This window comes from Tessaracoccus sp. OS52 (assembly GCF_020687685.1).
GTDB lineage: Bacteria > Actinomycetota > Actinomycetes > Propionibacteriales > Propionibacteriaceae > Arachnia.
Genome location: NZ_JAJEWM010000001.1, coordinates 601,709 through 614,313, shown reverse-complemented (window position 1 = coordinate 614,313; position 12,605 = coordinate 601,709). Strand labels below are relative to the sequence as shown.

Below are 12,605 nucleotides of genomic sequence, written 5' to 3'. Positions count from 1 at the left end.
TTTCGCTGACCTTCGCAGCGGATACGCTGGTTTCTCATCCAGGTCGTACGAGGGAGACTTTGTGAGCGAGAACCAGCGGCCGGGCAACGGCCCCTACCTTCCCCAGGGCCCGGAGGGGTCCTTCCAACAGCCGCAGGGCCAGCCTCACCCCCACCAGCAACAGCAGGATCCCCATCAGCAGTACGCGCACCAGGCCTATCAGCAGGGCTACCGGCCCAACCCGCAACAGCAGTACGCCCAGCAGCAGTTCCAGGGGTATCCGCAGCAGTTCCAGGGGTATCCGCATCAGGCTGAGGTTCCCGTCAGGAAGTCGAAGACCCCGCTCATCGTGGCGGCAGTGGTGGCCCTCGCCCTGGTGGCAGGTGGCGGTTTCCTGGCGGTGTCATTGCTTCGCGGTTCCACACCGGTGGCGGCCAACGGCCTTCCCGGGGACGCGCTCGCCGTGATCGAACTGAACCTCAACCCGTCAGCCGCGGACAAGCTCGCCGTCAAGGACTTCGCGAGCAAGTTCCCGGACCTGGCCGGTGATGTGACCGACGTCGGCGACGACTACAAGTTGGCACTGTGGAACTTGATCCCCGACGACCAGGACAAACCCGACTACGACACGCAGATCAAACCGTGGCTGGGGGATTCCGCTGCTCTGGCCCTGACTGGTGACGTCCAGACTCCCGACTACGTGGTCGCGGTGCAGGTGACCGACACCGAGGCCGCCCGTTCCTTCGCCGAGTCGGAGCTGCAGGACTCGGCCGTCGGGTTCATCGACGAGCTGATGATCATCTCCGAGCGCGACACACCCGCTGACATCGACGCGATCAAGGCTTCGCCGGTGGCCGACAACGAGGAGTACAAGGCTGACATGGCCAAGCTCGGCGGCGGGTACCTCGCCACCGGCTGGATGTCAGAGGGCCTCGTGCAGGCAGCAATGGACCAGTCCGAGACCGACACCGGCATCCAGACCGCCGACCTCTCGGTCCACGGGGCCGCGGGCCTCAGGATCGAGGACGGCACGGCCGTCATGAGGGCAGTGTCCTGGTCCAGCCAGAGCGCCGGAGACTCCGAGCTCGACGCCGAGTTCGTGCGTTCGCTACCTGCCGCAGGCCTGGGCGCTCTCGGCTACGCCTTCAGCGACGAGGCCGTGAACCTGCTCTGGGAACAACTGGCACCGACGCTTCGCGAGAGCCCGGAGATGGGGTCAATGTTCGGCGTGGAATCGGAGGAGGACCTCAGGACCCTGCTGGGCAGCCAGTTCGCGGCCAGCGTCGGTTGGGAGGGTTCCGAGCCCCGCGTCGGCATCAAGGTGAAGACCGATGATCCTGCCGGGCACCAGCAGATCATGCAGACCTTGGCTCAGGCCCTGGGTGTCCCAGGCGTCCAGCACAGCACCGACGGGAACACCGTGTACACCACCTACGGAATGCGTCCCGAAGAACTGTCCAACCCGTCCGAACGCCTTGGCGACAAAGAGGAGTTCGACGAGCTGACGGCCAGCACGGGCGACGCCCAGACTGCGGTCTGGGTGGACCTGCCCGCAATTCTGGCCAGCGAGTCCCTCGGCCTGAGCGGCAGCCCACAGGCACAAAGCCTGGCGCCCATCAGCGGCGTCGGGATGTCCGGCGGCACGGTGGGCGACGGCTACACGGAGATCTTCCTGCGGGTCGGCACCAGGTAGACGGTTGCACATGCGCAGGGGCCCGACGGTTCGCCGTCGGGCCCCTGATCGTTGGTTCTGCGGGAGCTCAGCGCCCCGACGCCGAACGAACGGCTTCCCCCTTGGCGTGGGCCGCGTCCCGCAGCGAGGACTGGAAGGCCACCATCTTCTCGATGAGCGCCGGGTCGGACGCAGCCAGGATCCGCACGGCCAGCAGGCCGGCGTTTCGGGCGTTGCCGATGGAGACCGTGGCGACGGGAACCCCGGCGGGCATCTGGACTATCGAAAGCAGCGAGTCCATGCCATCGAGGTGCTTCAGCGCCACAGGCACCCCGATCACAGGAAGGGGGGTCAGTGCGGCGAGCATCCCTGGCAGGTGGGCCGCTCCCCCGGCCCCCGCGATGATCACCCGCACTCCGCGCGCGTGGGCGCCGCGGCCAAAGGAAACCATCTCGTCGGGCATGCGGTGCGCCGAGACGACGTCGGCCTCCCAGCCGATGCCGAACTCGTCCAGCGCCGCTCCCGCAGCCGCCATCGTCGGCCAGTCGGAGTCGGAGCCCATGACGATCGAGACCTGCGGGTTCTCAGGCATTGGGGTCTCCCATCAGGTAACCGGCGGCGTGCCGGGCGCGGCGCAGCGCGTCGTCGAGGTTGTCGGAGCAGGCTGTGACATGCCCCACCTTGCGGCCCGGGGTGACCGGCTTGCCGTAAAGGTGGACGCGGATCTCGCGGTCGCGGGCGAACACGTGCAGCAGCGCGCCCGTCAGGTCGGTCTCGGTCCCGCCGAGCACGTTGGTCATGACCACGTGGGGGGACCGGAGTTCCGGGGAGCCGAGAGGCAGGTCGAGCACGGCGCGGATGTGGTTCTCGAACTGGCTGGTGCGCGCGCCGTCGATGCTCCAGTGACCGGTGTTGTGGGGCCGCATGGCGAGTTCGTTGACCACGACGCGGCCGTCGCGGGCCGCCATCAACTCGACCGCCAGGATGCCGACCACCCCGAGTTCACCTGCGATCCGCAGCGCCAGTTGTTGCAGTGAGGCGGCCTGCTCCGCCGGGAGTCCGGGCGCGGGCGTGATGGTCTCGACGCAGACGCCGTTGCGCTGGGTGGTCTCGCTGATCGGGTAGGCGACGGCCTGCCCGGACGGGGAGCGCACGACGATGGCCGAGAGTTCGCGGGTGAAGTCGATGAACTCCTCGGCGACGATCACGACCCGCTCGCCTGCTGAGGTTTCCTTCTTGCCCGCGAAGGGCTCGGCGGCCTGCTCCGGACCGTCGACCTTGAAGACGCCCTTGCCGTCATAGCCGCCGCGGGAGGTCTTGGCGATGACGGGCCAGCCGATGCGGTCTCCGAAGGCGACGAGGTCAGCCTCGGTCTCGCAGATCGCGAACGTGGGGCAGGGCACGCCCGTCGCGCTCAGGCGTTGCCGCATGAGGGCCTTGTCCTGCGCATGGGCCAGCGCGTCGGGGCCGGGACGGACCGCCACCCGCGACTCCAGTTCGTGCAGATGCCGGGTGGGGACGTGCTCGTGATCGAAGGTGATGACATCCAGGCCCTCGACGAAGGCGCGCAGGTCGGCCAGGTCGTCGTGGTCGGCCACCATGGTGTTCGGAATCACCTGGGCAGCGGAGTTGCCCTGCGCCTCCGACAGGAGCGCGACGTCGATGCCGAGGCTGATCGCAGCCTGCTGCATCATGCGTGCCAGCTGGCCGCCACCGATTATGCCTACGCGATACCGTTCCACGGCGACGAGCGTACCGTCACTCGTCGGAGGTGAGGCTCTCGCCGACGTCCCCGTGGGCGAACAGGAGCTCGTTGATCATGAGGTGCACCTTCTCCACCTGCGGCACATCGGGCAACACCAACGGCTTGCCCGCGGCGGTTTCGAGTACCAGCGTGCCGCACCCGAGGATCCGGTCCGAGAGGCTTCGTTCGGTGTTCACGTTGTTGATCCGTCGCAGCGGCAGGTCGTGTCCGGTCTTGTTCAGCACGCCCTTGCGGGTGGCGACCCGGTGGTCGGTGATGGTGTAGGTGGAGGTCAGCCAACGGACGAAGGGAGCGATCACCACCCAGCCGATGAGTACGACGTAGAGGGCCACCACCATCCAGGTCCCCCAGGGCTGCCACGACGGCGGCGTCGCGGCGATGCCGATCCCCAGCGCTGCCGTGAACACCACCAGCGCCGCCGCCGGCAGGAAGAGCACCTTGGCGTGCGTGCGCGACGAGTGCACGATGCGCTCGTCGCGCCCGAGGCTTGCCTTGCTGAGTGCCATGGAGTCGAGTCTCGCACACGCGGGCCCTGCTCAGGCGGTCTTGTCCTCGTGGCGACCCTCGGCAAACTCCTCACGGAGCTTGGCGCGGGAGGCGGGCAGGTTCGTCTGGCGGCCTGGCCAACGAGGCTGGTGATCAAGTCCCAAGGCGGGCGTGCACGACGTCGCCGGCCGCGAAGGCCGAGATGCCCGCGGACGTGGCCACCAGCAGCCTCCCGAACTCATCGACGCCATGGCCGCGGCCCTTGGTGGTGTGCCGCTCGTCGACGATGACCTCCAGCTCCGCGCCAATCGACGCGCACCTGGCCTCGTACTCGGCGCGCAGCTGCCCGGTCTCCTGCCAGCGTCGGTACCGGGACTCGAAGTGCCGCAGGATCGCCGCGACGAGCTGGCTGGGATCGACCTCGGCACCCTCCAGGCGCAGCGAGGTCGCCGTCGGCACGGGCAGGTCCTCCTGCTCCAGAGTGAGGTTCACGCCGATGCCGACGACCGCTCGCGCCCCGCTGCTGTGCTCGATGCGCTCCGAGAGGATCCCGCACAACTTCCGCCCGGAGATGAGGACGTCGTTGGGCCACTTCAACTCGACCCGTTGGGGGTCGGGAACCAACTCGGACAACGCACCGGAGACCGCGAGGCCGGCGAGCAGCGACAGCCAGCCCCAGCGGGGCAGGTCAGGACCGGGCTGGAGCAGCAGGGAGATGGAGACCGACTTGCCGGCGGGGCTGGCCCAGGTCCGGTCGCGCCGCCCACGGCCACCGGTCTGTTCGGAGGCGACCAGCACCAGGCCCTCGGCTGCACCCGCTGCGGCCCGCGCCGCGACGTCGGCGTTGGTGGAGCCGGTCGTGGCCACCGTCTCGATCTCGCGCCAGAGCGTGCCGGGCTCGAGCGCGTCGGCGATGACACCTGCGTCGGGTTGGTTCTCCATCACCGGGCCACCCTAACGGGCAGGACGATAGTGTTCCCAGCATGGAGATCGACATCCACAAGACCGCGGGCAAGCTCGCAGATCTCGGTCGACGCATCGACGAAGCCGTCCATGCAGGTTCGGCCGCGGCCGTCGAGAAGCAGCACGCGAAGGGCAAGATGACCGCGAGGGAGCGGATCCTTGCGCTGTTGGACGAGGACAGCTTCGCAGAGTTCGACGAATTCGCCCGGCACCGCTCCACCGGGTTCGGCATGGAGGCCAGGAGGCCCTACGGCGACGGCGTCGTCACCGGCACCGGCGCCATCCACGGGCGCCCCGTGTGCGTGTTCAGTCAGGACGTCACCATCTTCGGCGGTGCCCTGGGCCAGGTCTATGGGGAGAAGATCGTCAAGATCATCGATTTCGCGCTCAAGACGGGCGTGCCGCTGATCGGGATCAACGAGGGCGGCGGGGCCCGGATCCAGGAGGGGGTCGTGTCGCTGGCGCTCTACGGCGAGATCTTCCGACGCAACACCCGCGCCTCCGGCGTGATACCGCAGATCTCGCTGATCATGGGGCCTGCGGCCGGCGGCCACGTGTACTCCCCCGCGCTGACCGACTTCGTGGTGATGGTTGACCAGACCTCGCAGATGTTCATCACCGGACCGGAGGTGATCAAGACCGTCACTGGCGAGGACGTCTCGATGGAGGAACTGGGCGGTGGACGGACCCACAGCACCAGGTCCGGCAACTCCCACTACCTGGCCGCCGACGAGTCCGACGCCCTGGAGTACGTGCGCGAGTTGATCAGCTACCTGCCGCAGAACAACCTGGAGGATCCGCCCGTCTACGACGCCGACGAGGTGGACCTGACCATCACCGACCACGACCGGTTCCTGGACTCCCTCATCCCCGACGGCGCCAACCAGCCCTACGACATGCGTGAGGTGATTCGCTGCGTCCTGGACGACGACGAGTTCCTGGAGGTCTCGGAGCTCTTCGCGGGGAACGTGATCGTAGGATTCGGCCGGATCGAGGGCCGGGCCATCGGGATCGTCGCCAACCAGCCGCTGGTGTTCGCCGGCTGCCTGGACATCGACGCCTCGGAGAAGGCCGCCCGTTTCGTGCGCACCTGCGACGCGTTCAACATCCCCGTCCTCACGTTCGTCGACGTGCCCGGTTTCCTCCCGGGTGTGGGCCAGGAGCACCAAGGCATCATCCGACGCGGTGCCAAACTGATCTATGCCTACGCTGAGGCAACGGTCCCCCTGCTGACGGTGATCACCCGCAAGGCCTACGGCGGCGCGTACGTGGTGATGGGCTCCAAGCACCTGGGTGCCGACATCAACTTCGCCTGGCCCACGGCCCAGATCGCCGTGATGGGCGCGCAGGGGGCTGTGAACGTCCTGCATCGCAAGGCCCTTTCCGCCGCCGAAGACCCGGAGGCCCTCCGCCAACGGCTCGTGACGGAGTACGACGAGGAACTCGCCAACCCGTACCTCGCGGCCGAGCGCGGTTACGTGGACCAGGTGATCTACCCACACGAGACCCGCGCCCAGGTCATCCGCGCGCTGCGACTGCTGCGTACCAAGCGGGAACAGCTGCCGCCCAAGAAGCATGGGAACATCCCACTGTGAACGGCTCAGCGGACTACGAGTTCTCGGCCACCTCCGCGTCCGAGGAGGAGGTCACCGCCGTGCTGGCCGTCCTGCGGGCCAGGGAGCGCGAAGCAAGATTGCAGCCCGCCGACGACCGGCCCCTTGCCGGCGGTTGGAAGTCCTATTACCGAACCGTCCGGGCGCCGCTGGTCTATGGTCGCGACGCGTGGCGGACCACCTCCAGGAAGCCATGACCACGCCCCGATTCATCCTCGCTTCCCGCTCACCCGGCCGCCTCCGACTCCTGCGGCAGGCAGGGCTCGACCCCGAGGTGATGGTGTCCAGCTTCGACGAGAGCCAGGTCACCGACCCCGACCCCGCCCGGCTCGCGATGACCCTCGCCGAGGCCAAGGCCACCTCCGTGCTCCACCGCGTCCACGGTGACGCCATCCTCGTGGCCTGCGACTCCGTCCTCGAGTTCGACGGCAGGCCCCGCGGCAAACCGGGGACGGCTGCCAGCGCGGCCGAGCAGTGGCGTCGGATGCGTGGTCGCCAGGGCGTGCTCCACACCGGCCACCACGTCTGGGTGCGGCGCGGAGACCAGGAACTGGCCGCCCAGCGGATCGGCAGTACCGTCGTGAAGTTCGCCGACATCACCGACGAGGAGATCGAGGCCTACGCCCAGAGCACCGAGCCCCAGTGGGTGGCAGGCGCCTTCACGATCGACGGACTGGGCGGCGCGTTCATCACCGGCATCGAGGGCGACCCGCACAACGTCGTGGGCATCTCCCTTCCCTTGGTGCGCCAGATCCTGCTGGACCTGGGGATCCTGTGGCACACGCTGTGGCGGGAAGACGCCGTCAGCCACTGAGACGGGTCGGTCGCCTATCAGTCCGAGAGCTCCTGACCCCGGTCCAACCGATCCGGTCGAATGCTCGCGAGGGTTGCCCTGCGCCCGATCCATGAGAGACTGTCCACGTATCGGCAGCTTCCGGGAGGGATTCGATGAATCGTCACACGGATGCCGCCCAGACCTCCGAGATCGCAAAGGCAGCCGGCGTGGGTCGAACCCCTCACAGTCCCCTGGGTGAGGTCGGGAGCAAGGCGACCGCCATCCTCGACCGCGCACAGAAGATGGCCGACCAGTTGCGTTCCGAGGCCCGCGAGGAGGTGGACGCCATCCTCCGCGAGCATGCGGCGGCGAAAGCCGAGGCAGCCGACCTCGCCACCGCCAACGCCGCGGCCCGCGCGGAGCTCACGTCCCTGAGGGACGCCGCCAGGAAGCGTGTCGAAGCGGCGGACCTCGAAGCTCGGGAAACCATGCAGGAGGCTGGGGTGGCCGCGGCACGGCTCGTCGCCGAGGCCGAACAGACCTGCGAGACGCTACGCACCACCAGCCAGACCGACGCCGAGACCATCCTGCGGCGAGCGCATGAACAAGCAGCCGCAATCGTGGCCCAAGCCCAGTCCCAAGCTGAGAGCCAGCACCAGGAACTGGCTGCCGTGCGCGCACAGGTGGAGCAGGAGCTCGCCGAACGGCAGCGCCGGACTGCGGAGGAGCTGGCCGCCAGGTCGGCCGAGGCCGAGGCCCAGGCCGCGGCTCACCGGGAGGCCGCACAGACCGATGCGGAGCAGGTCCGGGAGACCGCCAGGGCCGACGTCGAACAGTTGCGCGTCGACACCGTCGAGTGGCGTGCCCACGAGGTGGAGACGGCGCAGCGGAGCGTCGCCGAGGCTGCCCGGGAGCGGGAGGAGTTGCTTGACCGCGCCACGGCCGAGGCCGGCGAGATCCTCGCCCAGGCGAATGCGCAACTGCACTGGATCGAACAGACGATGGCGGACCTGCGTGCGGGAGTCAGCGCGGAACTGGACGCACAGCGCAGAGCGGTCGCCGCAGAACTTGCAGAGGTCAGGGAGCGCGCACGAGCAGAGCTCGACGCCTTCACCGCCGCCCGCAGGCATGAACTCTCGGTCCGCGAGGCCGAGTCTCGTGCCACCGTCGCGGAGGCCGAGGAGAAGGCACGGGCCCTCCAGGCCGCAGCCGATTCCGAGGCCAAGCGGGTGCGCGACAGCGCGCACGAGGAGTCGCAACGGTTGCTGCAGGAGGCCACCCTCGACGCCGAGGAGGCCCGGGATCGGGCCGAGCGCGTGCTGGCATCCGCACGCGAGGAGGCCCGCAGCCTCCGCGAACAAAGCCTGGCGGAACTCAAGGCGCTGCACGGGGACCACTACGAGCGCCTCAAGGAGGACCGGGAGGCCGCGACGGCGCTGGTCCGCAAGGCCCGTACCGAGGCGGATGAGATCCGTGCCCAGGCGCGGGAGCGGCTGGAGGAGGCTCGAAGCGAGATCGAGCTCCTCACCAGGCGCAAGGCCGAAATCACGGCCCAGCTGGGCAAGCTTTCCGGGGTGATCGAGGCGCTGGCCGTCCCCGGTGGAACCGACAGAACTGAGGACTGAGAGAGCGATGACCGATTCCTTCAACAGCGTTCGACGCGGCTACGACCCGGCGCAGGTGGACGAAACCCTGCGTCGGATGCGCCAGACCCACTCGGCGACCCTGCAGGAGTCCGCCGAGAAGACCGTTGAGGTCAACCGGCTGCAGGCTGCGCTGGAGCAGTCGTCTGCCGAGTCGGCTTCCCTGCGCGAGGAGATCGCTTCGCTGCAGCAACAGCTCGCTCAGCTCGAGTCCTCGAGGGGTGCCCTCAGCTACACCGACCTGGGCCCGCGGATCAGCCAGATCCTGACGCTCGCGGACGAAGAGGCCGACGAACTCCGGAGCCGGGCGACGGCGGAGTCACAGAGCCTCATCGCCGACGCCCGCACCGACGCGGAGCGGATCCGGACAGCCGCCGACAACCACGCCATCGAGGCACGCTCCCGGGCCGACGCGGAAGCCGCCCGGATCCTGGAACAGGCCCGCCGGGAAGCCGACGACCTGCTCGACCACGCGGACCGCGAGTCGTCGGCCCGACGTCGCGAGGCAGAGGCCGTCTACGAGCAGCAGCGCGCGGCCGCGGCTGCAGCCGCGGCGGACTTCGAGAAGACACTGGCCACCCGTCGGGAGAAGTCCAGCACGGAGTTCTCCACACAACTGGCCAACCAGGAGCGCGCACTGGCCGCGGCCTCGGAGAAGCTGGAGGCCGCGGAGGAGGAAGCCGTCCTGGTGCTCCGGCAGGCCCAGGCCGACGCCGACGCCGAGCGCGAGCGCGCCTCCGCAGAGGCCCAGCAGCTGCTCGACGCCGCCCGCATCCACGCCGAGCGCGTCCGCAGGGACTCCGAGCGGGAACTCCAGGCCCTGGCGGCCCGGCGCGATTCGATCACCGAACAACTGACCAACGTCCGGCAGATGCTGACCACGCTGAGCGGAGGTGCGGTGGCCGCCGCAGTGGACCCGCAGGTCGTGGAGGAGGAGTCAGGACTGGCCGTCGGAGCGGATGCTGAGAGCGGCGAGCTGGCCGGTGACGGTGAAGGCGCCGCGGAACTCGCCTCGCTCGAAGAGCAGTGAGTTCTGGCCGTCGGCGGTGATGTCCCAACCGTCGGCGGGCAGGGCCGAGCGGAAGAAGGACGCCAGTTCCAGACCGGAAGGGGCCGTGAAAACCACCGCGATCGCGTTGGTCTGGTCCACCCGGTCCGCCACCACCGACGACGCCGGCACCGGGAATCCCTCAGGCGCGTGCTTGAAGCCGAAGCTCTGGATCGCCACAGCACCGTCGGGCATCGGGGCGCGCGTGCCGGCAGGCTGTGACGACGGTTCGGGAACGGGCTCCTGAGCGGCGGCGCAGCCGACCAACAGGACACATGCGAGGGCAGCGACGATCCGACGAATCACACCCGAGACTCTACCGACCCGGGTGAAGCCCCCAGGTGGAAGCGGACGCCGTCGACGGGCTCGACGGCAGCGCGAACCCGGGACTCGAGTTCGGCCCGCCCCGGCGACGGGAGCGAGTCGACCGGGAACCAACCCACCGCCGTCGACTCGTCGTCGCCCACCACCGCCTCCCCGGATACCCATCTCGCCAGGAAGCCGTGGTCCAGGAACTGGCACTGGTCGCCGTTGGGGTAGGTGATGGGATCACCGACGGTGAGCCACAGCAGTTGCTCCACCTCGATCTCCACCCCCGCCTCCTCCGTGGCTTCCCGCACCAGCGTGTCCACGGGGTGTTCACCCGGGTCGACGATCCCGGAAACCAGTGACCACTCCCCCGTGTCCGAGCGGCGCACCAGCAACACCTCAGGCCCTGCCGGCCCGTCGCGCAGGATGACGGCGGCGGCTCCGGCCAGCCACAGAGGTGCGGTACCGATGCGGGACCTGAGCTCGGCGATGAAATCCGGGATGGGCATGCACCGAACGCTACCGGCAGGGCGGCCGCTAGACTCCCGATCAGGACACCAATACCGAGGAGCAACCGGTGGGCAACGTCGCCATCTCGAAGGTTCTTGTCGCCAACCGCGGGGAGATCGCGGTCCGCGTGATCCGCGCTGCCCGGGACGCCGGGATCTCCTCGGTGACGATCTACGCCGACTCCGACGCCGAGTCGCTGTTCGTCAAGCTGGCTGACGAGGCCTTCTCGCTGGGCGGCGCCACCCCTGCCGATACCTACCTCAACATCACCAAGCTCCTGGAGATCGCCGAACGATCCGGCGCCGATGCGGTGCACCCCGGCTACGGCTTCCTGGCGGAGAACGCTCAGTTCGCACAGGCGGTGATCGATGCCGGCCTGATCTGGATCGGTCCTCCCCCGGTGGCCATCGAATCACTCGGTGACAAGGTCCGGGCCCGCCACATCGCGCAGCGCGTCGGAGCGCCCCAGGTGCCGGGCACCGCGGACCCGGTCTCGGGTGCCGACGAGGTGGTCGCGTTCGCGAGGGAGCACGGGCTCCCGGTTGCCATCAAGGCGGCCTTCGGTGGCGGTGGCCGCGGCCTCAAGGTGGCCCGGACCATGAACGAGATCCCCGAACTGTTCGACTCGGCCACCCGCGAGGCCGTCACGGCCTTCGGCCGCGGTGAGTGCTTCGTCGAGCGCTACCTGGACAAGCCACGCCACGTGGAGACCCAGTGCCTGGCCGACTCCCACGGCAACGTCGTGGTGGTCTCCACGCGGGACTGCTCCCTGCAGCGCCGCCACCAGAAGCTCGTGGAGGAAGCACCCGCGCCGTTCCTGACGGCGGAGCAGAACGAGTTGCTCCGCTCCTCCAGCAAGGCCATCCTGCGCGAGGCGGGCTACGTCGGCGCCGGGACCTGTGAGTTCCTCGTCGGCACCGACGGGACCATCTCTTTCCTGGAGGTGAACACCCGGCTCCAGGTCGAGCACCCGGTCTCCGAGGAGGTGACCGGCATCGACCTCGTGCGTGAGATGTTCCGAATCGCGGAGGGTGACGAACTCGGGTACGACGACCCCGAACCGAGGGGCCACTCCATCGAGTTCCGCATCAACGCCGAGGACGCGGGGCGCAACTTCATGCCGGCGCCGGGAACGCTGGTGAAGTGGCATCCGCCGTCGGGGCCTGGCGTGCGGGTTGACGAGGGCTACCACGCCGGGATGACGGTGCCCGGCGCGTTCGACTCGCTGGTGGCCAAGGTGATCGTGACGGGCGCGGACCGGGAACAGGCTCTCGCCCGCTCCCGCAGGGCGCTCGGCGAACTGCAGGTGGAAGGCATGCCGACGGTGCTGCCCTTCCACAGGGCAGTCCTGACCGAGCCGGCCTTCACCGCCGCCGACGGCGTCTTCGCCGTCCACACCCGGTGGATCGAAACCGAGTTCACCGGCGAGATCCCTCCCTACGCCGGCATCCTGGGCGACGCGGAGGACGCAGGCGAGCGCGAGGTCATCGCCGTCGAGGTCAACGGCAGGCGCATGGAGGTCAAGCTGCCCGCCGGGTTCGGCGCCCGGCCCACCGCCGCCAGGACCCCGAGGAAGCCGACCAGGCGCAGCCGGGGTGGCGCGAAGGTCTCCGCCCCGAGCGGCAATGCCCTCTCCGCACCGATGCAGGGAACGATTGTGAAGGTCGTCGCAGTGGAAGGTGCCCTCATCGAGGCGGGCCAGCCGGTGGCGGTCATCGAGGCCATGAAGATGGAGCAGCCGTTGAACGCCCACCGCGGCGGCATCGTGCGCTCACTCGCGATCGAGCCGGGTCAGAGCGTGTCCGCAGGGATGGTGCTGTGCGAGATAGTCGACGCCTGACC

At 69.0% G+C, this 12,605-nt stretch carries 13 protein-coding genes; 7 read left to right on the top strand and 6 right to left on the bottom strand.

All coding sequences use genetic code 11. From position 1 onward, the window contains the following. Positions 1-61: 61 nt before the first annotated feature. Positions 62-1,672 (top strand): DUF3352 domain-containing protein, encoded by a 1,611-nt coding sequence (locus tag LKO27_RS02775; RefSeq protein WP_227735365.1) that lies wholly within the window; start codon positions 62-64, stop codon positions 1,670-1,672. A gap of 67 nt (positions 1,673-1,739) precedes the next feature. On the opposite strand, the gene purE is transcribed toward LKO27_RS02775, so the two are convergent. The 4 genes from purE to LKO27_RS02755 form a co-directional block, all read right to left on the bottom strand. Further along, complete coding sequence (gene purE / locus LKO27_RS02770; protein ID WP_227735364.1) at positions 1,740-2,243, bottom strand: 5-(carboxyamino)imidazole ribonucleotide mutase; 504 nt, start codon at positions 2,241-2,243, stop codon at positions 1,740-1,742. Further along, positions 2,236-3,393, bottom strand: a complete 1,158-nt coding sequence (locus LKO27_RS02765; RefSeq protein WP_227735363.1) for a 5-(carboxyamino)imidazole ribonucleotide synthase — start codon at positions 3,391-3,393, stop codon at positions 2,236-2,238. The genes purE and LKO27_RS02765 overlap by 8 nt, the downstream gene beginning before the upstream one ends. 16 nt (positions 3,394-3,409) lie before the next feature. Beyond that, entirely contained in the window at positions 3,410-3,922 is a 513-nt protein-coding gene (locus LKO27_RS02760; protein WP_227735362.1) for a PH domain-containing protein, read from the bottom strand. A 133-nt stretch (positions 3,923-4,055) separates the two neighbouring features. Beyond that, positions 4,056-4,844 carry a biotin--[acetyl-CoA-carboxylase] ligase gene (locus LKO27_RS02755; RefSeq protein ID WP_227737193.1) on the bottom strand — a complete coding sequence of 263 codons (789 nt, stop codon included), beginning with the start codon at positions 4,842-4,844 and terminating at the stop codon, positions 4,056-4,058. 41 nt (positions 4,845-4,885) lie between these two features. Here LKO27_RS02755 and LKO27_RS02750 point away from each other — a divergent pair, with 41 nt between their 5' ends. From LKO27_RS02750 to LKO27_RS02730, 5 genes are all read left to right on the top strand, one after another. Next, positions 4,886-6,460: an acyl-CoA carboxylase subunit beta gene (locus tag LKO27_RS02750; RefSeq protein ID WP_227735361.1), complete on the top strand. Its 1,575-nt coding sequence runs from the start codon at positions 4,886-4,888 to the stop codon at positions 6,458-6,460. Then, the gene (locus tag LKO27_RS02745; RefSeq protein WP_227735360.1) at positions 6,457-6,675 is read left to right on the top strand and encodes an acyl-CoA carboxylase subunit epsilon; all 219 of its coding nucleotides are present in this window, start codon (positions 6,457-6,459) and stop codon (positions 6,673-6,675) included. Before LKO27_RS02750 ends, LKO27_RS02745 begins: the two co-directional genes overlap by 4 nt. Then, entirely contained in the window at positions 6,672-7,292 is a 621-nt protein-coding gene (locus LKO27_RS02740) for a nucleoside triphosphate pyrophosphatase (RefSeq protein WP_227735359.1), read from the top strand. Before LKO27_RS02745 ends, LKO27_RS02740 begins: the two co-directional genes overlap by 4 nt. 134 nt (positions 7,293-7,426) lie before the next feature. Further along, the gene (locus LKO27_RS02735; RefSeq protein WP_227735358.1) at positions 7,427-8,878 is read left to right on the top strand and encodes a hypothetical protein; all 1,452 of its coding nucleotides are present in this window, start codon (positions 7,427-7,429) and stop codon (positions 8,876-8,878) included. Positions 8,879-8,885: 7 nt separating this feature from the next. Beyond that, positions 8,886-9,926: a DivIVA domain-containing protein gene (locus tag LKO27_RS02730; protein ID WP_227735357.1), complete on the top strand. Its 1,041-nt coding sequence runs from the start codon at positions 8,886-8,888 to the stop codon at positions 9,924-9,926. Here LKO27_RS02730 and LKO27_RS02725 read toward each other — a convergent pair. Beyond that, complete coding sequence (locus LKO27_RS02725; RefSeq protein ID WP_227735356.1) at positions 9,834-10,250, bottom strand: hypothetical protein; 417 nt, start codon at positions 10,248-10,250, stop codon at positions 9,834-9,836. The genes LKO27_RS02730 and LKO27_RS02725 overlap by 93 nt on opposite strands. After that, positions 10,247-10,762, bottom strand: a complete 516-nt coding sequence (locus tag LKO27_RS02720; protein WP_227735355.1) for an NUDIX domain-containing protein — start codon at positions 10,760-10,762, stop codon at positions 10,247-10,249. Before LKO27_RS02720 ends, LKO27_RS02725 begins: the two co-directional genes overlap by 4 nt. A gap of 68 nt (positions 10,763-10,830) precedes the next feature. Here LKO27_RS02720 and LKO27_RS02715 point away from each other — a divergent pair, with 68 nt between their 5' ends. After that, the gene (locus tag LKO27_RS02715) at positions 10,831-12,603 is read left to right on the top strand and encodes a biotin carboxylase N-terminal domain-containing protein (RefSeq protein ID WP_227735354.1); all 1,773 of its coding nucleotides are present in this window, start codon (positions 10,831-10,833) and stop codon (positions 12,601-12,603) included. The last annotated feature ends 2 nt before the right edge of the window (positions 12,604-12,605 follow it).